Origin of the sequence: Pseudolactococcus insecticola (assembly GCF_011170065.1) — a bacterium.
Taxonomy (GTDB): domain Bacteria; phylum Bacillota; class Bacilli; order Lactobacillales; family Streptococcaceae; genus Pseudolactococcus; species Pseudolactococcus insecticola.
In genome coordinates this window covers 53,815-77,987 of sequence record NZ_BLLH01000007.1, presented here as the reverse complement: position 1 = coordinate 77,987, position 24,173 = coordinate 53,815, and the positions used below count along the sequence as shown (strand labels likewise).

Here is a 24,173-nt window from a genome sequence, read left to right as displayed (position 1 = left end):
TTAAAATCACAAAAAATGGTATAATAGAATTAATAATATATTGAAATTAGAAGGATAATATGACTTATTTAGCCATAAATACCCAACATTTGACGGCCCTAGAGCAGTTATCTTTAGACGATTTTTTGCAGGCGCCAAAACCTGCCTCTTATCTGATTTTAGATTGCCGTGGCGTTGATCTGTCGACGCTTGAAAAACTTGTTACAAGTGTTCGCAGTCGCTACATCGTCTATGGCTATGCAACTGCAAAACAGGCTGCCCTGCTTGGACAATGGGGGCATTTTGATCTGACAGAAATCTGGGAAGCACCAGATTTTTTGGCGTTGCTTGATTGGATTTTTGACGATTTGCTATTTACTCAAGGGTGGAATTTGGCGCCTGATGAGGCAGCCATGCTTTCTGACGATTTTACTGGGACGATTGAGCGTCGAGGCCGCTATGAACTCTTTTTTGATCACAAAGTTGCAAAAAAAGAACTGTTGACAACCTTTGATCCGTTGGTTAGAAATTGGATGTTTAAGACCTATGTCAGACCCTATCGGCGTTTTGATAAGGCAGGCAAGTATCTGATTGAGTTTGACGTGGTAGCTGATGACTCAGTTACAGTAACTTATGTTTTCACACAGTACGATAAAAATTACCAAATCGTCAGAAAAGAAATGATTGATGCCCGTACACCGTCTGCGATTTTCGAAAAATTACCAGATACGACACTTGATGTTATGATCTATGTTGAAGGTCAAGGTCAGGCGGTGATTGGTAAAGTTTGGACCTACAAATACAAGTATGGCCTGGGGCGGTTTGTTGCGGGAGACAGGCGCTATCTGACGGCGCAAAACGAGCCGATTGATACCTATTATATGCCCGGTCATGACACACGCAAACTCATCGTTGGCTTCTCAGGTGCTTTGAACGAAGTACCACAGTATGAGCGGATGAGTATGGCGAAATTTGGCTTTCCCGTCTTGCTTTTTGCAGATATCCGCAGCCGTGGCGGCGTTTTTCAGCTCGGACGCAATCTTAACACGGACTATGAAAATGAGGTCAAGCGTCTGATTGACGAAAAACTTTCTGAAAACGGTCTGACAAGAAAAGATCTGATCTTTGCTGGGTGGTCTATGGGGTCATTTTCAGCAAGTTATTACGGCGTGACGATGTCGGCAGGGGATATTATCGCTTGTAAGACGCTAACAAATGTCGGTAAAATCACGTCAGATACCTGGCTGATCTATAAAATGGATGGTGCAATGATTGATGCGCGTGAGTATCTGACAGGGCGCACAGACAAGTCTGACGACGAAAAATTGGACCAAATATTACCGAAAGCTGTGGCAGAACACGACATATCAGATACAAATTTTCACCTGTTTATGATGCATGATGATGAACTTGATCGCAATGTTAGCTTTTTTGAAGAAGTGGTTAAACCACGCGCCAAAACGCTCACAATCGAGATGCACGACGGTTTTCATGCGGGAAAAGTAAGAGAACAAAACGCGTTTATTATGGCGCGTCTTAAAGAAATAAAGGATAAACTTTGATGCAATATTTTACACAAAATCCAGTTTCCGAAGAAGCGAAATTTAACGCAATTGGCAAAGTCACCGCTGACTATGCACAGTTTTTTGGCGAACTTGGCATGAAAAATCTAGATATTCCAGATCGTGTTGGGGCCGGTGGTGCTGAACGTCTTTTTGCACAACTGACGCCTGAGGATGTTGTATTTTATCAGTATCCATCATACTATGGTTTATCGCTTGCTAAGGAGACGATTATTGTCGATGAACTCGTTAAAAAAGGGGTAAAAATCGTTGTTTTAGTGCATGATGCCTACACCTTGACCTATGAGTTAGAAGAAAATAACCAAGAAATTGCGTTGCTCAATCGGGCAGACGCCATTATCTTGCATGGCCCTAAGATGCAGGCAGTCATGGAAGAAAAAGGCTTGACGACACCTAGCGTGGTGCAAGGACCATTTGGCTATCGCTTGACAGATGATGAAATAGCAGGCATTGATCACAAAGTCACTGAAAAAACGACAGCTTGGGAAACGCTTTACACGGGAAATCTAGGAAAAGCTTGGTTTGCTATTGACTATGAAGCACAGACTCACATGATTCTCTACGGGCCACTTCCCAAATGGGCTGAAGGACAGGAAAAACCGTTCAAAGGCAATTTAGATTATCGAGGGAAAGTGGCGCCAGAAGAGCTGCCAGTATCAGATTTTAAAGGGTTTGGTCTGGTTTGGGATGGCACACATGACCCTGATTATCGAAAAAAATCTCGCTATACCGCCTACAATATGCCACTCAAAGTATCAAACTATTTGGCACATGAATTACCGCTAGTCGTCTGGTCAAAATCTGCTATTGCTGAGTTTGTTTTAGAAAACAAAATCGGTCTGGCGCTAGATGATCTAAACGAAGTTGATGCGGCTTTAGCTGATATTTCAGCTGAAGATTACAATCAAATGGTTGAAAATATGCAGACAATTGGTGCTAGTATCCGCGACGGGCAAACGATTAAAAATGCTGTGGTGCGTGCGCTTGAAGTGTTGTCGGGTACTAAGAAAATCTTTTACACACAAGTTGAGATAAAAACTGATGAATTGGGATTTAGTGCACTATCAAAAGCAACTGCTGATTCTTCAAAAATCTATGAAAAATCAGGACTGCTTGATACCATCTATCAAAATTACGAGGAGCTCTTAAAATGAATCAAGAAATCATATATCTAGTCGCACACTCAGGTGCTCCTAACTACGGCGATGAGCTGATTCCAAAGCTCTGGCTTGATTTTTTGACAGCAAAATATCCTGACAAAACAATCATCGTGGACACTCTGCGTCCTGGTTTAGCAACAAGTTTTTGGGGTTTTCAGTATCGTAATGTTCACTTTGTTGACACACTGTTTCAGTTGGTGGAACGTCTGAATAATCTAGGCGTTGACTTTACGAAAGCAGATGAACAGGTTGAAAAATTTCTGACGCAAAAATTGCCAAAGCTTGATTTTGGGATTGATTTATTGCTATCAGCGCAGAGTATTCATTTTGTTGGCGGTGGCTATATCAACGGGATTTCGCGGTCATTTAGAGGGCAATTTAAATTATTTTTACTTGCTAATGCTGCCAAAAAAATAAATCCAAGTATAAAATTATTTGCGACGGGACTTGGCTTGACGCCGATTCCTGAGCAGTTTGTCGGCAAATTAAATGACGTCATCATTCCTAACTTTGACGTATTTGAAGTTCGAGATGAAGAGACTGCAGCAAGTTTGCCAAATGCGACGCTTGGATTTGATGACATGTTTCTGGGCTTTTCAGACGTCATGCGTGAGAAGAAAACGATTGCTTACGACCTAGATAAGCCGAAAATCAATATCTTGTTACAGCGTCATTTACAAGGACGTGATGAGATTGAAGCGACATTAACGCCGATTTTTGACTATCTTAAAACGCGTGATGACTTTAATGAAACGACGCCAATCAATGTTGTAGAGTCAATTTCGCCTGATGACGGCTGGCTTGCAGGTGCAATCAAGCGCTACACGCCAAATCCGATCGTCTTTACAACGGCAAAAGATTTGCTTTGGAACGGCTTTCCTGCTGCGCCAGATTCGATTTGGTTTACTACACGTTTTCATTTCCACATGATTGCTGCGGCAAATGGCTTTGCGGGGACGTTCATCAACACAGGCGGTGCTTACTATGACGTCAAACATGGCAGTTTGGCAAAACTTGGCACAGGCTGGCGCAACTATGCTGAGAGTGGCGATATGACGCCAGAAGTTTCAGCAACATTTTCAGAAACGGCACAAAAACTAGGCAATCTAAAATATCAATTAGCAGAAAAAATCTATCTATGAAAAAATATATCACACGAATTTATGGCATGGCAGGGACGGTCGAAAAGGCTGACCGTGATTTTGCAGATTTCGCAGAGGAAATTGGCTTTGAAAATATCCCCATCCACCGTTATAATGACAGTAAAGAAACAGACCGTGAAATGTCCAGCCGTATTGACGGGATTCTGGGGCGTGTTGCACGTGGGGACATGATCATCCACCAATATCCGACGTGGAACTCTCCTCGTTTTGAAAAGCGGTTATTGCAAAAAATGCAGTCTTGGGGTCTGATCTGCGGCGCTATGATTCACGATATTCCAAACTGGGTCAATGGCCCATCAAAATGGAACTCGACATTTCCAGAAGAGCACGCGATGAGATATGATTTCTTGATTGTTCACACAAAACGTATGGCAGATGAGTTTAGAAAGCGTGGCTATGATAAGCCAATTTTCGAGAATATCTTTTTTGACTATGCAAGCGATATGCCAATCAACGAGATGACTTTTGAAAAGCAAGTTTACACAGCGGGAAATCCACGTAAAGCTAAGGCTTTACTTGCTTGGGATAATGATGCTAAGCTACTCATGTATGGTGGTAATCCTGATAATTTCATCGAAAACAACATGACCGGACGCAACATTGTCTACAAAGGTATGGTGCCTGCTGATGAGTTGCCACGTGAGTTTACGGGAGGATTTGGCTTAGTTTACTACCAAGATATTCCTGAAGAAGATAACTGGTCGGCACGCTATGCTGGTTTTAACGGACCCCATAAGCTGTCGTCTTATCTGGCTGCGGGTTTGCCTGTTATCGTCGAATCTTATATGCCGTCGGCAGACTTTATTGTCGCGCATAAGCTTGGTTTTGTCATTGACGATATCACACAGGTCGATGCTAAGATAGCTGAGTTAAGTGCAAAAGACTATGCTGAAATGGTTGCTGCGACTAAACGTTTTGCAGGTTTGCTGCGAAGTGGCTATTTTACGAAGCGCGTGATGAGTGAGGTTGCGGCGTTTGCCTTTACTGAAAATACAGGCGATATTAATGTGCTACGGTATTGAGAAGTATTGAAAAGTAATGAAAAGTAATAAGAGGAACTGAGATAATGAACTGGTTGACACAGACCGTGGGCTTAGTGCCACGCGGCGACTATAAGAAAGCACAGGCGGATTTTGCGCAGTTTGCAAAAGCGGCAAAGTATCGCAAACTCGCAATTTTCCGCTTTAATGACGCTGGCGAATCCGATGACGAATTGCAACATCGGATTTGGGGGATTATTGCTGGTGTTAAGCGTGGCGATCTGGTCTTGCATCAGTATCCGACGTGGAACTCCAAACGTTATGAGGAGATGTTTTTCCAAGAAACGTCTTTTAAAGGTGCGACCATGGGTGCTTATATCCAGCAAATTCCAGCTCTTGCAAATCCTGCGACGGCGGAAAATTTTCCGCTTGAGCTCTTGTTTCGCTATCACTTTATCGTTGCGCACACTGAAAAAATGCGTAAAAAGTTGCGGGAGTTGGGCTATGATAAGCCAATTTTTGTGAGTGATTTTGCGGATTATGTGCATGATTTTCCCGTTCAAGACAAGAAATTTTTGCGTCAGGTGATTTATTATGGGAATATTGGCAAAAAAACTAAGTTTTTGAATTGGTCGAATACGACGACTTTGAAAGTTTTAGGCCCTAATCATAGTGATGTGGCAAGTTCTGATAGCGTCAAGTTCACAGCCAACCCGAGCTTAGAAGTCTTGCCGACTTATCTGAATGGCGGTTTTGGCTTTTTGGAGCGTGATAGTCGTAAGACAGATGACTATGCAGTACTGAGTTTCCATGATAAGTTGTCCTTGTTTCTATCATCAGGTTTGCCTGTAGTGGTTTATGACGATTTTGCCTATGCTGACTTTATCGTTGCGCATAAGCTCGGCTTTGCTATTTCAAATATTAACGAGATTGATGCCAAGATGTCACAGATCGACGAGACAGCCTATGCTGACTACCTTAAAAACACGGCTTACTTTGGTGAATTGATGCGAAGTGGCTATTTTACAAGTAGACTCTTGCAACAATTGGACGGACTTGAATTTTTCGACCAACTTGATGACGGTCGGATGCAGTTAGGATTTTAGATGATAGACAGTATTTTACATATTTTAGATAAGATTTGGGATGGCATATATGCGTGGCTGACGGATGGTAAGCCTATTCGGAAAATTCGTGGCCTTGCTGGTTTTTTCATGATGATTGCCTTTTGGCGGTATTTCTATGTGTCGCATAAACGTGCAAAATTGCGCACCAAAGAGCATGAAGAAAAGATGATTGAGGACACTTACGAGAAAAACGAGGATGGTCTTTATCCTTGGGAAGTGGATACAGATATTAGTCCAAAACGTATTTCAAAGGATGCCGAGGCCTTTCGTGACAAGGAAAATGCACGGCCAAGTCGTGGTCGCTGGAAAACTTGATGTTGTTGAAAATGACAGATCTCAGATAAAACGAAGCAAAGGAAACAAGAATGCAATATTGGATTACAAAAATAAATGGTTCTGACACTAAAAATGCGTCTGCTAGTGGCTTTGTTGCCAATCGTCAAGCGGCAGCTAGTGCTTTTGCTGTCGGATTTAACCCAATTAATTACTATACATATGCGCTGCGAGATGCGTCTGACGAGGAGATTGGGTTGCGCGTGTCGACGCTCTTATCAGGTGTTCAGTCAAATGACGTTGTGATTGTACAGTGGCCAATGTGGCAGTCGGATAACCGTTTTGAGCAGATTTTTCTTCAAAAATTACGTGTCATTCCTGGCGTGAAAATTGCAGCTATGGTTTGGGATGTCATGGCTTGGGTTAAAGATGACCGTGACCGTGATTATACGGGTGATTATTCGCTGAAGATGCTAAATGAATTTGACCTCGTCATCGCAGCCAATCGCAAAATGGCTGCACGAATGCGCAAAGAAGGTGGTGTTAATTCTGCTATCTTGTCAATGGACATCTCTGATTCGCTTTATAGCGGTCCATTGCGCGATAAAAAAGTCATCAAAAAGCTCTATTTTGTAGGGTCACGTATCAATCAAAATATGGTGCTGGACTATACGGCTGAAACCCCGTTTGATATGGTGGGCAACAGTGCAGGTCTTGAAAAAACGAATCCTGCCATTAATTTTCTAGGCAGAATGTCGTCTGATGCGATACCGTTTTTATTTGATGGCGGTTTTGGCGTGGTCCAATATGCCAAGCCTGTAAATTTTAAAGGCATGCAAAAATACGGCGAATATAACAATCCGCTGAAACTGTCACAGTACTTGGCAGCAGGGATTCCGGTTGTCATTGGCTCAAAAATGGCACATGCTGAACTTGTCAGAAGTCAAAATCTAGGGATTGTCCTAGATGATCTAAATGACATTGATACTGTGCTTTCTGAGCTTTCAGAAGCTGACTATCAGGCGAAATTAGCTGCTGTTAAACCCTGGTCAGAAGCCATCAGAACAGGCTATTTTTCAAAACGCGCCTGCCTTGAAGCTGTCAGAATCATGACGCTAGGTAAAACAGATAGTTTAGCAGAATTGGCGGTTGAAACAAAGACTGAGGGAAAGTTATGACACTTATTTTTAGTGATTTTGGTATGTTTAACCATAATCGGACGGTGATTGGCGTGCAGCCAGTACTTGGTGCGACTGTCATCACACCACACCTTTTAGTGATGAAAAATGCTGCTGCTCGCGCACACAACATGCCTTTTGGCAGTGTTTGGTCGATTTATGACCTATTTACAGGTAGACAAGCGGTTAGGGATGTCGCACTTAAAGTTGCTGATCTGCAGATTTCTGATGACTATGCGCGTGAGACGCCAGAGACATTTACCAGTGCTGACGGGCGAAAAATTCTTGTCACTTTGCGGGACAAGGCCTTTGTCGGGGAAGTTCAGTATTTTGACGTGGCGGGGAAGTTGACCCAAAAAGACATCTATGATGACGGTGGTTTTCTCATGAGCCGCGAGACGCCGATAGCTCCTGACGTTGTTCGTGCAGAGTTGCTAGATGCGGGCGGTCAGCCAATTTTCGAGCTAACTCGGAGGGGACGTTGGGGTCAAATTTCAAAAGTCAAGTATGTGCCTGAAAATCTGAGCTTTGACTCTGAAAATAAAGCGCTGCGCTGGGCTTTTGAACAATTGGTGGCAAAAAAATCAACTGATGAGCGTTTTCTAGTTGCCTCAACGCAAATGCGTGAGGCTTTGCGTGAGTCATGGTACGAGCCTAAAGGCGTTGCTTTACTTCTGACAGAGCGATTTAGCAAGTCTTTGGATATTTTATTTGACCATTATGAAGCGGTTGTGTTTAATAATCAAGCTGATCTGAAACAGGCGCAGCTTGACTATGGTGAGCGGACGCAGGCGAAGTTAGCTTGGAATAATTTTATTGCGTCAGACCATATCCAGCGGACATTTACAGCGGATCATCGCCAGATTTATCTGACTTTGGGGGCTGCGAGTGAGGCGCTTAACTATGAAAAAATTGCTGACAAAATCAAAGAAATCTTTGACTATCAGCCGGATTTGCGCATGATTATCCAAGTGGATGGTCGAAAGAGTCGTGATAACTTAGTGCCACATATCAAGTGGCGCGGCGCAGAACAGCTTGACAAAATCGAGTTTTACGCAAATCCCAATACAAGTTTTATCAAGCGCAAAATCACAGAGTCGATGCTTGTCATCAATCTGACGGAGCACGATCTGGTGGCATTTGACGTGGCGATGGCGATTGCAGCGCATATCCCTGTTTTGGGGTTAAAAGACAATGCGGTCATGCAAACCTATATTTCTGATGACAATGGGAAACTAGTCTCAATGGATCAGCTTGCCATGGTCGCGAAGGAAGCCGTCGCAAATCTAGGTTTTTACAGCCGTTTGGCGGATGATTTAGCAAGAAAACAGGAAACGCTTTCAAGTGACAAAACAGCAGAAAGATGGAGTGAAATCTTAGAATGACGATTTATCATATGAATAAAGGCATTGGTCGCGCGTCAAGCGGGATTGAATATGCGCAAAAATACCGATTTGAGCTAGTTAAGGAGTTTCCTGAGCGCCAGTTTTTCGTGTTTTGTGACTATCTCTCGACAAATATCACGGTCTACACAGATAAAATGGGCTTTGACCCGGACTACGTCTTAAATGCCTACAAATATATGGCTGGTCAGAAAAATCACCCGTCGTCGTATTCGGCAGATGACTTTGCTGCGACAATTCCGTCAGAGTTTGAAAAAACGGATGATACATCGCAGTTTGTGTCATACAAGTCTGATAAGACACATTATAAGCTTTGGCTCTTGCCTGAAAATGGCATGGTTGACAGGATTGATACCATTTTTAATGGCAAGCTTATGACAGTTGATCATTATTCTGATCGTCTGACGTCGACTGATTTTTACACAGGAGCTGCTGTGACTGCACGTCATTTTTATGATGAAAATGGCAAGTTAAGCATGCGTCAGTTTTATCAGGACAAGGCAATCGCTCTGACCTTGATTGATGACTTGGTGTTACAAGGTCGCAATGCCTTTTATCAGGAATTTTTCAAGCGGTTAGAGTTTACGGCGGATGACTTGATTATTGTTGATCGAAACAAGGAAATCGGCGATGCGCTCTATCCAAATTCGGGTGAGGCTAAAGTTTGTGTGGTGATTCATGCGGAGCACTATAATGCAGCGAGAACGACGGATGACTGGGTTGGCTGGAATAACTTTTACGAATATCCCTTTGTCAATCCGCAGTGGATTGACCACTTCATCGTGTCAACTTACAAACAAGAGGAGATTTTGCGTGAGCAGATGGCGAAAATGGGGCATCCAGATGTGGATGTGCTGACCATTCCTGTGGGTGCCATCACGCATATCTCTGACGGTGAAAATGTCGAAAAAAATAAGTACAAGTTTATGACGGCAAGCCGTTTGGCGTTTGAAAAACATATTGACATCTCGATAAAGGCAGTCGTTGCGGCTAAAAAAGTAGTACCCGAACTGGAATTTCATATCTATGGCGATGGAAAATTCCGCAAGGACTTGGCAGACTTAATCAAGAAATACGACGCATCAAGCTATATCATACTTGAAGGTCACAAAAATCTGGCTGAGATTTATCCGCAATTTGGCGGCTATCTGACGGCGTCAGGATCAGAAGGCTTTGGTCTTACGATTTTGGAGGCGATTGCTGAGATGCTGCCAATCGTTGGCTTAAATGTCAACTATGGCAATACTGAGTTTGTCAAATCAGGCGTTAATGGTATTTTGATCGAAAAAACGGATCCGAAAACGCAGGTAAAAGACATGACAGCAGCCATTATCAAGCAAGTCCAAACGCTTGATTTTGCAAAAAATATTGCCTACTCACAAGAAAAAGCAGCACAGTATACCGATGTTGAAGTCAAGAAAAAATGGCGTGCACTTTATGATACCGTACTTTTTAGAGGGATTAACACTGACAATGGAGGTGAGGCATGAAACTAGTTCTGACGGATTTTAACCGAGAAAATACGCAGCGGTTTAAGGCGAGCTTGACGCAAGCAAGCGTTGATTTTGTTCATGTGAACATCCAGTATGACGGTTTTTTAGATCCAGATATTTTAAATCCATTTTCTTATTTTATGGGCTATTATCAGATGCCTGAAAAGCATCGTTATTTCAATCAAATACCGCTGCCACCATTTTACGAGGCGAGAAACGCAGATGGTGCCAAGTCTGAAATCCTCCAAGGCGACAATATTGTCGGCTATATTTTCTACCACCCAAACACTAATCGTCTGGTCAAGGAAGTCGTCTGGCTTAGCCGTCTGGGGAAAAAAGTCACAGCTGAACGCTATAATATCCAGGGTCAAAAGTATGCGGATGTCATCTTTGATCAGGATGAAAAAGAGTCGAAAATCGTCTACTTTGCAGACGATAAACCTGTGATTGACTACGATCTTGCGACGAAGCACATCAGTCTAAAAGACGGCGGCCTGACGCATTCCTTCAATAATCTGACGGATTTTGTGTTTTATTTTATTGAAACGATTGTCAAGGAAAAATATGGATATCAGTTTGACGAGGTTATCTACAACAACCTTGCAACGCCTTTATTTGTGTCAAATCGCTTGCCACAGCGTGCAACGCTCTATTTTCAAGAGTTTATCAAGGATGCCATTCCTGGCAATATGATTGGCATCTTGGCGGGACGGACGCCTACAAAACGCATTTTGTTTGAAAATATCAAGCAGCTCAAAAAAGTACAAGACCTTGCGACAGATATCAAGATTCCACTGGATTATCTGGGGGCAATCGAGGCGTTTCGCAGGGAAAATGACTATAGTCAAGGTGCGCTTTCAATCACGTTCTCAGATCAAGTGCTGAACGCCGATGCGATTGCTGAAACGCTTGCTAAACGTGGTAAATCATGGACCATTGCCGCACCGACTGAGGTTTCTGACAAACTGCGTAATTTTGCAAACGACCATGATAATGTCAATCTGATTGAGCGGATTTCGGGAGATCAGATTGATCAGTTGCTTGCGACCCATGACTTTTATCTGGACGTCAACCGTGGCGCGCAGATGCTTAACAACATTTACCGTGCCTATCACGAAGGTTTGCTTGTCATTGCGGACCAAAAAACAGCGAAAAATGGTGGCTACGAGGTGATTTTAGCAGAGCTTCCTGATATTTTAGGTGCCATTGACCGCGACAACTATGATAGCCTGATGAAACTTTTGCGCAATAAAAAAGGCAAGCCGGCGACAGTTGCGGCTTATCAGACGCAGTTTGGAGGATAAGCGCGATGACGACAGCATGGAGACAGCCATTTACGCGGCAGGAGCACTTTCACATGCTTGATGCAGCGGTCGTCAGATACGATGAGAATCCCGGCATTTACTACCAGCACGGCCTGATCAGAGATGGTTTTATCATCATCGAGAAAAATGGGACTGATTTTTTAGGTTTGCCCAATGGTCGTAAAGTCACGTTTTCGATTGAAAGCATCGACGAGGGATTACGCCCATATCTGACAATTTTGTTTGAAAAAGATGGCAACAGGCAGGAGTTTTCTGACGGAACGCAAAAAAGCCTGAGCTTTACTGTGCCTGACTATGATAAGTTTACCGTCAGAGTCCGCATGGCAGGAAGCGGTGCAACTCGCCTGATAGCAGTCAGCGCAAACTTGACAGATGACTAGAAATTTAGTATAGTTGAGATATTGAAAAGAGTAGCTGACTGATGCGTTAAAAGGGAAAATGGTCCTGACTGAAAGCCATTTATCGCTAGGTTTGTGAAGTTCACTTCAATGTCACTAGCAACAAACTAATCAAATAAAGATAATTAAGGCAGACTAGTCTGCGAATTAGGATGGTACCGCGGTTTTCGCTCCTTTATGTAGGAGAAAAACAGGTGCCATTTTTATATTGAAAGGAAAACGATGAGTTTACAAGAAAAGATTGCAGCCTTGCGCACCAATGCGCTTGCAAAGCTACAAGCGATTAGCGATGACAAAACGCTAAACGACTTTCGGGTTTCAGTGCTCGGGAAAAAAGGCGAGCTGACTGAGATTTTAAAAGGCATGAAGGATTTGTCAAATGAAGAACGTCCTAAAATCGGAGCGCTCGCAAATGAGTTTCGTGATGAAGTGACAGGACTTTTAGAGGCGAAAAAAGCGACGATTGAGGCTGCAATCATTGCCAAAAAGCTTGAAAATGAAACGCTTGACGTGACGCTGCCTGGGAAAAAAGTTGCAAAAGGCAACCGACATATTCTCACGCAAACAACGGAAGAAATCGAAGATATTTTCCTAGGCATGGGCTATCAGATTGTTGACGGCTATGAAGTTGAGACGGATTATTACAACTTTGAACGCATGAATCTGCCTAAGGATCACCCAGCGCGTGACATGCAAGATACTTTTTATATCACGCCTGAAATTCTCTTGCGCACGCACACGAGTCCAGTTCAGGCGCGTACCATGGATGCGCATGACTTTACAAAAGGACCGCTCAAGATGATCTCACCAGGGCGCGTTTATCGTCGTGACACCGATGATGCCACACACAGCCACCAATTTCATCAGATTGAAGGGCTTGTCGTTGACGAAGCTATCGCCATGAGCGACCTCAAAGGAACTTTGGATACGCTTGTTAAGAAAATGTTTGGTGCAGAACGTAAAATTCGTCTGCGCCCTAGCTATTTTCCGTTTACAGAGCCATCTGTTGAAGCCGATATTTCTTGCTTCAAATGTGGCGGTAAGGGCTGTAACGTCTGCAAATACACTGGCTGGATAGAAGTCCTAGGTGCCGGTATGGTGCATCCAAACGTCCTTGAAATGAGCGGTATCGACTCAAGCAAATACTCAGGATTTGCCTTTGGATTGGGACAAGAACGCATCGCCATGCTGCGCTATGGCATCAATGACATCCGCGGCTTTTATCTGGGTGATGCTCGGATGAGTGAGCAGTTTGAATAAAAGTGGGTATATGTCTAATTATGAGTATTATAAAGAATTATTGAATAATTCATACAGTGAAGTCGTTGAATTTTTACTTGAGAAATATGGCGAAGCTCAGGATGATTATTTTAGAGAAAAATCATATCAAAAATTTTTGAATGGAAAAATTAAGTCCATAACAAAAGGTAAAATATCTCGAACTGGTGAAGGCCTATATTGTCATCATATTGATGAAAATAAATTTTTAAATATAGGAAATACCATGTTTATAAAAGAATATTCTATTCCTTTTGATAGTCAAAAGAGAGACAGACTTGTATATTGTGATTTGATAGAACATTGTATCTTACACGTCCTTATCTCAGTAGAAACGAATGGCGAGTATGGGCTGCCTGGTTTTGAAGTATTTTTAAAACCAATGGTCAAAGAATGGTATATTGACGAATACATCCCACAACTAAAATGGCAAAGAAATTGCTATGATAAATCATTTTTAAAAATTCAAGAAACAATAGAACTTTTGGAAGATATGGAAGAAGTTTTAGAGAAAATATAATATAAAATATAAGGAAAAATAAAATGCAAGTATCATATAATTGGTTAAAAGAGCTCGTCAACATCGACGTGCCAGCACATGATCTATCAGAAAAAATGTCGACAAGTGGCATCGAAGTCGAAGGTGTGACGACGCGCGCAGCTGGACTTTCAAAACTAGTCGTTGGCGAGGTCATAAGCATGGAAGCTATTCCTGAAACGCACCTCAACATTTGCCAAGTCAACATTGGCGAGACTGAGCCCACGCAGATCGTCTGTGGTGCGCCAAATGTCAAAGCTGGCATCAAGGTCATCGTGGCGCTCCCTGGTGCACGCATTGCAGGCAATCACAAGATCAAAAAAGGCAAGATCCGTGGTGTTGAGAGTCTTGGCATGATTTGCAGTCTGCAAGAGATTGGCTTTCCAGAAAGTATCGTGCCCAAAGCCTATGCTGACGGCATTTACTACCTGCCTGAAACGGCGGAAAATGGTGCAGAGATCTTTGACTATCTAGACATGAATGACGAAGTCCTTGAGCTCTCAATCACCCCCAACCGTGCTGATGCCCTGTCAATGCGTGGTGTAGCGCATGAAGTTGCAGCTATCTATGACAATAAAAAAGTCAGCTTTGACGACAAAGTTGTCAGCGAGTCTGACGAAAAAACTGCAGATAAGATTGCAGTCGACGTCGCAACTGACAAAGTTATCACCTATAAAATGCGGATTATCGAAGATGTCAAAATCGGGCCAAGTCCGCAATGGCTCCAAAATCGTCTGATGAGTGAAGACATTCGCCCCATCAACAACGTTGTTGATGTGACGAATTTCGTTTTGCTGTATTTCGGACAACCGTTGCACGCCTTCGACTATGCGACATTTGATGAGAAAAAAATCGTCGTGCGTCAGGCTGAAGCTGGTGAAAAACTGACGACGCTAGATAGCGTTGAACGTGAGTTATCAACAGATGACATCGTCATCACAGTAGCGGGAAAACCCGTTGCACTTGCTGGTGTCATGGGTGGCGAAAATACAGAAATCACAGATAAATCCACAAGTGTGGCGCTAGAATCAGCGATTTTTGACGGGACAAGCATCCGCAAAACGTCGCAAAAATACAACCTACGTTCTGAAGCAAGCGCACGTTTTGAAAAAGGCATCAACCAAGCAGATGTCGAAGTCGCGCTCGACTATGCAGCAGCCATGATCGCAGAACTTGCAGGCGGAAAAGTCAGCGCTGGTGTCGTGTCTAACAACGATTTCACGGCGCAAGACGTGATCGTCTCAATCACGCTTGATAAAATCAACCGTGCGCTCGGACTCACGCTCAACCAGGCTGATGTCGTAGCAATTTTTGATAAACTTGGCTTTACGACGCTTGTCACAGCAGATACCTTTGCGGTCACTGTGCCACCACGCCGCTGGGACATTGCGATAGAAGCCGACTTGGTCGAAGAAATCGCACGGATTTATGGTTATGACAATATTCCAAACACCCTGCCAAATGCAGGTAACACCATTGGCCAGTTGACGCCCATGCAGAAATTCCGCCGTGACATTCGCACCAACCTTGAGGGTGCAGGCCTGTCAGAAGTCATCTCGTATTCCCTGACAACGCCTGAAAAAGCCGTGCAGTTTACAACATTGCCTACTGAACATCTGACGACACTCGCCATGCCCATGAGCGAAGAACGCAGCACGCTGCGTCTCAATCTGACGAGTGGCATGCTCGACATCGTACGCTATAACCTAGCCCGTGGCAATGACACGCTCGCACTCTATGAAGTCGGTCAGGTTTTCGCCAAGTTTGGCAATGAATCTGACAACCGCCCAACAGAATTGCCACAAGTTGCGCTAGCACTGACTGGCAAAGCCTATGATTTTTACGACATCAAAGGTGTCGTGGAAAATCTCCTGATTAAGTTTTCTGACGTGCGTTTTGAGGCTGATACAACGATTACAGATCTTCATCCAGGACGTACTGCGCGTGTCTTGGTCGGGGATACGCCCGTTGGTTTTGTTGGTCAGGTACATCCAACGACAGCGAAAGCCTATGACATTTCTGAAACCTATGTAGCAGCGCTTGATCTGACAGCACTTCTTGACAAGCAACCTGAGCAAGTCATTTTCACAGACATTCCAAAATTCCAAGCGTCAAAACGTGATATAGCGCTGTTAGTTAACCGCACGGCAACCAATCAGGAAATTCTTGATGTGATTGCAGAAAGCAAAGTCAAAACGCTTGCTAAAACCGAGTTGTTTGATGTCTATACTGGGGACAATGTCGCAGCAGACAAAAAATCACTAGCCTACACGCTGACCTTCCAATCTGCCGACGCACAGCTGACTGACGACGAAATCACAGCTGCCGTGACAAAGATCACGAAAAAACTTAGTAAATTTGGTGCTGAGGTTAGATGATAAGCTAAAAATGCCTGATTATTCAGGTGTTTTTTGATATAATAAAACCAACAAATATGAGCGATTCATGCTCATTTCTAAAAACGAGGACACAACATGACACACTATTATGATCAGCATTTGCACACGCATTTTTCTTATGATTCCGAGGCGAATTTTACAGATTATCTGGAAAATTCGACGGGAGTTGTCGTGACGACAGAGCATTTTGACGTGGCAAACCCAGTTTCAGACGGGAAGACTGATGCGCCTGATTATGCAGCTTATACAGCTGAGATTAACGCCCTTAATAAGCGTTATGGCAATCGGATTTTGAAAGGCATTGAGATTGGTTATTATGCACCAAAAGAAGCCGAGATTCTGGCGTATTTATCGGATAAAACTTATGACCTCAAGCTCCTGTCTGTACATCACAATGGTGAGTTTGACTATCTGGATGAGTTTGTGGCAGATATGCCGTTTGATACGATTATGACGCGGTATCTGGCGGAGCTTGAGTATGCGATTGGACGGCTGCCGGCTGATGTACTTGCGCATTTTGACTACGGGATTCGCCTGTTTGACGTGAGCGTAGATGACCTCAAACACTATGAACCACAGCTGCTGCGGATTTTTCAGAAGATGATTGATCACAAGCTTGCTTTTGAAATCAATGCCAAGTCGACGCATTTATACGGACATCTACCGCTCTATGCCTATGCGATTTCACTCGTCAGAAAGCTTGGCGGCAGCCTGTTTACACTGGGATCTGATGGTCACAAGTTGTCACACTATCAGCTGGCATTTGACGAGTTGCTACCATGGCTAAAAACTCAAGGTGTGACAGAATTAGTCGTTTTTCGTGACGGTAGGCACGAATTTGTCACAATTTAGCAATATTTGATATGAAATGATAATATTTCACGACCATTTTATGTGATAAAATGACAAGACATGAAAAAGCAAATGAAAAAATTTGCTGTTATTTTGGCGATTTTTACGGTGGGTATCTTTGGCACGTCAGGTGTCAAGCGCGTGTTGGCGGAGGATTCAAAAACCAACTATGACGCGCAGATCAAGGCAGCTCAAGACAAGGCAGATGGCATTCAAGCAGCGCTTAATACAACGCTTGAGTCGGTCAATCAAGTCTACCAAAAGGCTTATGCGAGTAAGCAGGCGGTGAGCACTGGTCAGGCGAAAATCACAAAAATCACAGCTGATATTGCAGCAGCAAAAAAAGAGATGCAAGAAAGAAAAACGGTTATGGGTCAGCAGATGCGCGACATCCAGGTGGATAACGTACAGTCTGATTTTGTGTCGCTGATCATCTCATCAAAAAATTTCTCAGAAGTCATCACACGTGTAGCGAGTCTCACGACCTACCGCAAGATGCAAAACGAAAAAGTCACAGCCTTGGCAAAGACAGAGACGGATCTGGCAACGCTGAAAATGCAGCTAGAAACTGAGCAAACGCAGCTCAAGGCCAATCAAGAAAAATACGAGACGCAGTATGCGGACTTACAAAGCCAGATGGCGACCCTGAAAACGCAGATTGCGGACAATCAAGCACAGATTACGGCGCTTTCAAACTCAAAAGCGGCTGAAGCAAAACGCCAAGCAGATGAAGCAGCTAGAGCGGCTGCAGAGGCAACGCCAGAGCCAAAGGCTGAGCCTGTAAGCAAGACTGCAGACGTTCCACTTGCTGAAACTAGCAACACTGGCACCGCTGATAATACGTCAAACGCACCGACTACATCTGGTAAGAGCATGACCGTTTCGACGACTGGTTACTCATCTGACGGCGCTGATGGTATGACGCCAGGTCATGTTACGGCGACGGGAATCGACCTCTGGGTCAATCCCATGTGTGTGGCGGTGGATCCGAGCGTGATTCCTTTGGGGTCAATGGTGGAAGTGCCAGGATATGGGATTGCCATTGCAGGAGACACGGGTGGTGCAATCAAAGGCTACAAGGTCGATCTGCATTTTAAAACAACCAAAGAAGCGATTGTTTGGGGAAGACGCAGTGTCACGATTAATGTATTAGGATAAAACCGCCGTTTTAAGCGGTTTTTTGATATAATAAGACTATGATAAAATTTGGTAGAATACTCAAATCCCTGAGTGGATTTTATGATATAAAAGACATGTCTGACGGGCAAGTGTATCAGACGCGGGCACGGGGAAATTTTCGCAAGAAAGGCACCAAGCCTATCGTTGGGGACTTTGCAGAGTTTTCTGCCGCTGAAAATTCAGAAGGTTATGTACTTGCTATAAAAGCGCGTGAAAATTTTTTAGTTCGCCCGCCGATTGCAAATATTGACCAGGCAGTCGTTGTCATGTCTGCGATTGAGCCAACATTTTCCTTAAATCTACTGGATCGATTTCTCGTTTTATTGACAAATAAAGGAATTTCACCCTTGATATATCTGTCAAAACTCGATTTACTTGACGCGAGTGATTTGGCAAAGTTTGAGCAGATCAAATCAAACTATGAAAAAATCGGCTACCCTTTTTTCTTCAATGATGCCAAGGAAATCCAAAAAGAATTTCCAGATAAAGTCACAGTTTTCATGGGCCAAACAGGTGTTGGTAAGTCAACACTGCTCAATAAAATCGCCCCGCAAATGTTGCTTGCCACGCAGGCTATTTCAGATAAACTAGGCCGTGGCAGGCATACGACGCGACATGTGGAGCTTTTTGAGGTTAATCAAGGCTTGATAGCAGACACTCCAGGATTTTCCTCACTCGACTATGAGGTTGCAGATCAACCTAGTCTAAACGCCGCCTTTCCAGAGATTTTAGAGGCGTCATTTGACTGCAAGTTTCGGGAATGTAGCCACACACATGAGCCCAAGTGTGCCGTCAAACCAGCAGTTGAAACTGGTCAGATTTTACAGTCCAGATATGATAACTACCTGCTGTTTCTTTCGGAAATTCAGGGTAAACGGGAAACTTATAAGAAAGTCGTGAAAAAATGAGATCAAATACGTTAAAAATCGCACCCTCTATCTTGTCAGCAGACTTTGGCAACTTTGAGCGGGATGTCAAGCGCCTTGAAGCTGCGGGAGCTGACTACATCCATGTTGATATTATGGACGGTCATTTTGTTGAAAATATCAGCTTTGGTGCAGATGTGGTCAAGGCGATTCGCCCTGCTACCAAGTGTTTGCTGGACTGCCATCTCATGGTTGAAAATCCTGAAAAATACGTATCAGCTTTTGCACAAGCAGGTGCTGACAGCTTATCTATCCATGTCGAAGCAACATCGCATATCCATGGCGCCCTGCAAAAAATCAGAGCAGCGGGGCTCAGAAGTTCAGTTGTCATCAATCCTGGCACCGATGTCTCAAGCATCAAACATGTACTTGGCCTAGTTGATATGGTTTTGGTCATGACGGTAAACCCTGGCTTTGGCGGACAGAAGTTCTTGCCTGAGTGCCTTGAAAAAGTGCGTGAACTCGCAGAGATTCGAGAATTCCGAGGCCTAGATTTTGAGATTGAGGTCGACGGTGGCGTGGATGATGAAACGATTGTTGCCTGTCGCGCAGCGGGTGCGGATGTCTTTGTCGCAGGATCTTATGTTTTTAACGGTGACGTGGCAGAAAATATCGCAACTTTGCGAGAAAAACTCGCCTAAAAAACGTATAAATGAGTAGTTAGAAAGTTTGCCATGAAATTTATTCACACAGCTGATTTGCACTTGGACCGCGAATTTGAAGGTCTCGTGCAAGAAGTGACGATTCAGCCCTATGAAATTTTAGAGAAAATCATTGATTTCGCCATTTCTAAGCAGGTAGAGCTGGTTATTTTTGCAGGCGATAATTTTCACCAATCAAAGCCTAGCATCAAGATGCAGACTTATTTTATAGATCAGCTGGCACGGCTTTTGCCATATGAGATTCAGGTAGTTGTGACGTTTGGTAATCATGACTATTACAGGAAGTCGATTTATTGGGTGGATTTCCCTGAAAATGTCACGGTTTTCACGTCAGAAACGGTTGAGAGTCGCAAGATCACACTGAAAAATGGTGAAAGTCTGATGGTCACAGGATTTTCCTATGAACAGCCACATATCACTGAGGATAAGGTTAGTGACTATCCTGCAAGAAATTTCGCCTGTGACTATCATATTGGCGTTTTCCACGGTGAGATGTCAGGGAGCCAATATGCGCCAGCTAGCTTGACTGATATGTTATCAAAAGACTATGATTACTGGGCTTTGGGGCATATTCATCTGGCGAGTCAACTATCAGAGCGTGTGATTTATCCAGGGACACCGCAAGGGCGGACAAAAAAAGAAATCACGAATTTTGTTGTGCTAGGCACACTTACGAAAACGACATTTGAGACGGATTTTCATGACTTGGCAGATGTGCATTTTGAGACGTTGATGCTTGATTTATCAGATTGTCAGAACCTGTCTCAGGCCTTGCGATTTATCAGAGAAAACTTAGACGCAACACAGCAGATTTTTTACAGTTTGATTTTTGAAAATTATGACAAGATTGCAACTGCCCTGACTGAAGTTGTGGCAAATGACGAACTGATTGAAGAACTCAGACAGGACCATGTGATTGTCAAGATAAAACTCGCACGGCTCAATACTGACACAGATTTACCTCGTCTTGTTGTGCCTGATTTTCAGGCGCCAGCAGTTGATTTTACAGCTATTTTTGAGATGTTGCCGCGGCAAGAAGTCCTGCAGGAGATTTTAGAAGATCCTGATTTTCATAGTGATGTGCTTGCGCAAGTCGCACTTTTTGAAAGTGAACAGTTTGTTTTTGATAATTCAAATGACTCAAAAGAGGAAGGCAACTCTGATGAAAATTAACCAACTCAAAATTGAGGGCTTTGGTAAACTTGTCAATAAGACCTATGATCTAACAGATCTGACGATAGTTATCGGGGAAAATGAGGCAGGAAAATCGACGATTTTAGCCTTTATCAAATACATGCTTTTTGGCTTTGAAAACGCAACAACAAGTAATCGAAATTTCAATCCGTTGGCAGTTAAAACCTACGGCGGTCAGATTAATCTGACGCATGACGGCAAGTCGATCGACATTGAACGGCTAAAGATTTTGCGTAGTGGCAAGCCAAGTTTTTCTTGTCAGATCGATGGAAAAGATACGAATGAAGCAGAGTGGCTAGCCTTTATCAAACCGATGACGGCGACGCTTTTTGATGAGATTTATTCAGTGACGCAGGAAAATCTGCAGATTGCATCCGTCAAGGATTATAATGCGGAAAAACTAGATGCCGAATGGCGTTTGTCCGCGACAACAGGCTCAGTCATCTTGTTTGACCAGATTCAATCACTTACGAAATCGCGCGATGCCCTGTTTACAACAACTCGAGCTAGTAAAAAACCGATTAACCAAGTGTTGAGCGAGATTGACAGGCTAAAGGCAGATATTGCAGTAAAAACAGCAGAAGAGTCTGCCTTGCTGCCACTTATTTCAGAAAATGATCAGCTGAAAACGCAGATAGAGACGCTTAGAGATGAGCAAGAGCAGCTTGATTTGGCACTAGCTGACACCAAGCAAAAACTCAGCTTTTTGCCAGAATATCAAGAATACCGTGCGTTACTTCAAAAAGAATCGCGTAATATGCTGACAAATGATGAGGCAGATCGCTTGCGGGACAATCACGATAAGCATGAAGACTATGCCCGTGAAATCACAAGCTTAACGCAAAAAATAGCGGAAAATCAAGCGGCGCTTGCAAAACTTGCAACACCTAGAAATGATTTTTTGAAAGCGACAGAAACGCTAAAAAATCTGCGTCAAATCAAGTCGGATTCAGCTCAGGCACTAGTTGCAGAGCAAAAAATCAAGCAGATGCAAGCGCCGAAAAGATTTCTTTTTGTAGCGATAGCAAGCTTTGCGCTGATGCTTATAACAGCAGTTTTTGTCAATCCGTTAGTTGCTATGATTTTCATGGTTATAGGCGTTGTGATGAGCTATTTACAGCTGAGAAGTACACGTCAAACGAAGTTGGCGCTTGAAGATAGTCAGGAAATTCTGACGGCATTTGAAGCAGAACTTCAGTATTTTTCAGATTGGTTAGCACTTGGCAATAACAGCTTATCAGAAAAGTTAGCAGGCATTTCACAGCTTGAAGACGAGGCGCAAACTTTGCAAGTAACGCTCGCACGCCTTGATCAGGGTGTAGATAGTGCGCGTCTTGCAGAGATAAAGGTATTTGATGAGGCGATTTTTGCAGAAACTCCCGATGTTGATACGGCGCCAGAACTTTTGGCAAAATGGGTGCAGCAATCGCGTGACATGCAGCGTTTAACAAGACTCAAAGAGCAGCTCTCAGGCATTTTTGACTTATCAAAACCATTTGATGAAGTTGCAGCACAAGTCAGCCTCAATCAAAAAACGTCAGAAAAAATCCAGCGCAGCTCAGAGCTGACACGCCTGATTGACACGCATTCACAAAGGTTAGCCCGCATCAATCAGAAAAAAACAGATGGCAGTCTGTTAAGGTTGAATGCAGCATTGGCACGACAAAAAGAGAGTTTACGAGATTATTTGATAGCGTTCACAGCTCAATCAGCGCAGATTACGTTGACTGAGCAAGTAATGGCTGCGCTTTCGTCAGAAACATTGCCAGATATTCTAAGCCGTGCAAGCGATAGCTTGCGTTTGCTGACGAATGGCGCTTGGCAGGAGATATATCTTGATAAGGACATCCTGTGGGTGTCAAATGAAGAGAAACAACATTTGCGGTTGCTTGATTTGTCAACAGGTACACGTGATCAGCTGCAGTTTGCGCTTCGAATGGCATTTATCCAGTCAAAAAAACTTGATTTTCCGCTATTTCTAGATGATAATTTTCTGCGCTTTGACAAAAGTCGTCGGAAAAATTTTGGTCAACTGCTTGCTGAAATTGCGAAAAATCGGCAAGTTATCCTACTCACGAGTGACCCGTCGCTCATTATTGAAAATGAAGGAGTCATTACATTATGACGCAGTTAAAAGAATTACAGGTTGGCGATTCGTTTGAAGGGCTCTACCTGATTAAACAAGCAGATTTACGACAAACTCGGGCAGGAAAACCGTTTTTAGCCATGATTTTCCAAGATCGAACAGGACAAATCGCAGGAAATCTCTGGGATGCTGACGAACATATGGTTGAAACCTTTACAAAAGGAAAAGTCGTCTATATGCGGGCAACAAAAGAACTGTACCAAGGTACACCGCAGGTTAATAAAATTTTTCTGCGCCTACCTGAAAATACAGAGCCAAATAATCCGAAAGATTTCAAACCAAAATCCCCAGCAAATGAGCAGGATTTGCGCGATTACATCTCAAAAATCATGTTCAAGATTGAAAATGCGACTTGGCAGCGAATTGTTCGCTATATTTTCAAAAAATATGACAAGGAATTTTTTGAGTACCCAGCAGCTAAAACGAATCATCATGCCTTTGAAGGTGGTTTGAGTTATCATACGGCAACCATGGCGCAACTTGCTGAAAAAATCTGTGAAGTCTATCCAGCGCTCAATGAAAGCCTGATGTTAGCGGGTATTTTGCTACACGATATGGCAAAAGTCATCGAGTTTTCGGGCTCTGAAAATACGACCTATACACTGCGTGGAAATCTCATCGGTCACATTGTCTTGATTGATGAAGAGGTGTCTGAGGCTGTCCGTGAGCTCGAGATTGATAATAGCAAAGAAGATGTGACACTTTTACGCCATGTGTTGTTAGCTCACCACGGTTTGCTTGACTATGGTAGTCCCGTTAGACCGCAAATCATGGAGGCAGAAGTCATTCATCAGATTGATATGATGGATGCAAGCGTCATGATGATGCAAACGGCGCTCAATCAGGTTGCACCGGGCGAAATGACACCACGCATTTTCCCGCTTGATAATCGTAATTTTTATAAACCTAATGTTTGAGAAATTTTTAGATAGAAAGG

The 24,173-nt window shown here is 43.4% G+C and carries 21 protein-coding genes; all 21 read left to right on the top strand.

Going from position 1 to position 24,173, the window contains the following annotated elements; genetic code table 11:
• Window positions 1-59 precede the first annotated feature (59 nt).
• The 21 genes from Hs20B_RS06975 to Hs20B_RS06875 all read left to right on the top strand — a co-directional run bounded on the left by Hs20B_RS06975 (window position 60) and on the right by Hs20B_RS06875 (window position 24,153).
• Window positions 60-1,541, top strand: a complete 1,482-nt coding sequence (locus Hs20B_RS06975) for an accessory Sec system protein Asp2 (RefSeq protein ID WP_172356969.1) — start codon at window positions 60-62, stop codon at window positions 1,539-1,541.
• A complete protein-coding gene (locus Hs20B_RS06970) occupies window positions 1,541-2,716 on the top strand; it encodes a glycosyltransferase (RefSeq protein WP_172356967.1) in 1,176 nt (391 codons plus the stop codon). The genes Hs20B_RS06975 and Hs20B_RS06970 overlap by 1 nt, the downstream gene beginning before the upstream one ends.
• Window positions 2,713-3,864 carry a polysaccharide pyruvyl transferase family protein gene (locus Hs20B_RS06965; protein WP_172356965.1) on the top strand — a complete coding sequence of 384 codons (1,152 nt, stop codon included), beginning with the start codon at window positions 2,713-2,715 and terminating at the stop codon, window positions 3,862-3,864. Before Hs20B_RS06970 ends, Hs20B_RS06965 begins: the two co-directional genes overlap by 4 nt.
• The gene (locus Hs20B_RS06960) at window positions 3,861-4,907 is read left to right on the top strand and encodes a glycosyltransferase (RefSeq protein WP_172356963.1); all 1,047 of its coding nucleotides are present in this window, start codon (window positions 3,861-3,863) and stop codon (window positions 4,905-4,907) included. Before Hs20B_RS06965 ends, Hs20B_RS06960 begins: the two co-directional genes overlap by 4 nt.
• Window positions 4,908-4,951: 44 nt before the next feature.
• Window positions 4,952-5,971, top strand: a complete 1,020-nt coding sequence (locus tag Hs20B_RS06955) for a glycosyltransferase (protein WP_172356961.1) — start codon at window positions 4,952-4,954, stop codon at window positions 5,969-5,971.
• Window positions 5,972-6,307 carry a hypothetical protein gene (locus Hs20B_RS06950; protein ID WP_228407524.1) on the top strand — a complete coding sequence of 112 codons (336 nt, stop codon included), beginning with the start codon at window positions 5,972-5,974 and terminating at the stop codon, window positions 6,305-6,307. It begins immediately after the preceding gene.
• Between the two features lie 50 nt (window positions 6,308-6,357).
• On the top strand, window positions 6,358-7,443 hold the full coding sequence (locus Hs20B_RS06945) for a glycosyltransferase (RefSeq protein ID WP_172356960.1): 1,086 nt from the start codon (window positions 6,358-6,360) through the stop codon (window positions 7,441-7,443).
• On the top strand, window positions 7,440-8,828 hold the full coding sequence (locus tag Hs20B_RS06940; protein ID WP_172356958.1) for a hypothetical protein: 1,389 nt from the start codon (window positions 7,440-7,442) through the stop codon (window positions 8,826-8,828). Before Hs20B_RS06945 ends, Hs20B_RS06940 begins: the two co-directional genes overlap by 4 nt.
• Window positions 8,825-10,336 carry a glycosyltransferase gene (locus Hs20B_RS06935; RefSeq protein WP_172356956.1) on the top strand — a complete coding sequence of 504 codons (1,512 nt, stop codon included), beginning with the start codon at window positions 8,825-8,827 and terminating at the stop codon, window positions 10,334-10,336. The genes Hs20B_RS06940 and Hs20B_RS06935 overlap by 4 nt, the downstream gene beginning before the upstream one ends.
• Window positions 10,333-11,643, top strand: a complete 1,311-nt coding sequence (locus tag Hs20B_RS06930) for a hypothetical protein (RefSeq protein ID WP_172356955.1) — start codon at window positions 10,333-10,335, stop codon at window positions 11,641-11,643. Before Hs20B_RS06935 ends, Hs20B_RS06930 begins: the two co-directional genes overlap by 4 nt.
• Window positions 11,644-11,648: 5 nt before the next feature.
• Window positions 11,649-12,044, top strand: a complete 396-nt coding sequence (locus Hs20B_RS06925; RefSeq protein WP_172356953.1) for a hypothetical protein — start codon at window positions 11,649-11,651, stop codon at window positions 12,042-12,044.
• A 240-nt stretch (window positions 12,045-12,284) separates the two neighbouring features.
• Entirely contained in the window at window positions 12,285-13,322 is a 1,038-nt protein-coding gene (gene pheS / locus Hs20B_RS06920) for a phenylalanine--tRNA ligase subunit alpha (protein ID WP_172356951.1), read from the top strand.
• A gap of 10 nt (window positions 13,323-13,332) precedes the next feature.
• Window positions 13,333-13,860: an SAV1803-related protein gene (locus Hs20B_RS06915; RefSeq protein WP_172356949.1), complete on the top strand. Its 528-nt coding sequence runs from the start codon at window positions 13,333-13,335 to the stop codon at window positions 13,858-13,860.
• 23 nt (window positions 13,861-13,883) lie between these two features.
• Window positions 13,884-16,256, top strand: coding sequence for a phenylalanine--tRNA ligase subunit beta (gene pheT / locus Hs20B_RS06910; protein ID WP_172356948.1), 2,373 nt, complete (start codon window positions 13,884-13,886; stop codon window positions 16,254-16,256).
• Window positions 16,257-16,352: 96 nt separating this feature from the next.
• The gene (locus tag Hs20B_RS06905) at window positions 16,353-17,129 is read left to right on the top strand and encodes a PHP domain-containing protein (protein ID WP_172356946.1); all 777 of its coding nucleotides are present in this window, start codon (window positions 16,353-16,355) and stop codon (window positions 17,127-17,129) included.
• A 60-nt stretch (window positions 17,130-17,189) separates the two neighbouring features.
• Window positions 17,190-18,287, top strand: coding sequence for a 3D domain-containing protein (locus Hs20B_RS06900; RefSeq protein WP_172356944.1), 1,098 nt, complete (start codon window positions 17,190-17,192; stop codon window positions 18,285-18,287).
• 38 nt (window positions 18,288-18,325) lie between these two features.
• The gene (rsgA, locus tag Hs20B_RS06895; protein ID WP_172356943.1) at window positions 18,326-19,216 is read left to right on the top strand and encodes a ribosome small subunit-dependent GTPase A; all 891 of its coding nucleotides are present in this window, start codon (window positions 18,326-18,328) and stop codon (window positions 19,214-19,216) included.
• Complete coding sequence (gene rpe, locus Hs20B_RS06890) at window positions 19,213-19,875, top strand: ribulose-phosphate 3-epimerase (protein ID WP_172356941.1); 663 nt, start codon at window positions 19,213-19,215, stop codon at window positions 19,873-19,875. The genes rsgA and rpe overlap by 4 nt, the downstream gene beginning before the upstream one ends.
• Before the next feature lie 33 nt (window positions 19,876-19,908).
• Complete coding sequence (locus Hs20B_RS06885; RefSeq protein WP_172356939.1) at window positions 19,909-21,069, top strand: metallophosphoesterase family protein; 1,161 nt, start codon at window positions 19,909-19,911, stop codon at window positions 21,067-21,069.
• Window positions 21,059-23,215, top strand: coding sequence for an ATP-binding protein (locus Hs20B_RS06880; RefSeq protein ID WP_172356937.1), 2,157 nt, complete (start codon window positions 21,059-21,061; stop codon window positions 23,213-23,215). The genes Hs20B_RS06885 and Hs20B_RS06880 overlap by 11 nt, the downstream gene beginning before the upstream one ends.
• Window positions 23,212-24,153, top strand: coding sequence for a 3'-5' exoribonuclease YhaM family protein (locus tag Hs20B_RS06875; RefSeq protein WP_172356935.1), 942 nt, complete (start codon window positions 23,212-23,214; stop codon window positions 24,151-24,153). Before Hs20B_RS06880 ends, Hs20B_RS06875 begins: the two co-directional genes overlap by 4 nt.
• Window positions 24,154-24,173 lie beyond the last annotated feature (20 nt).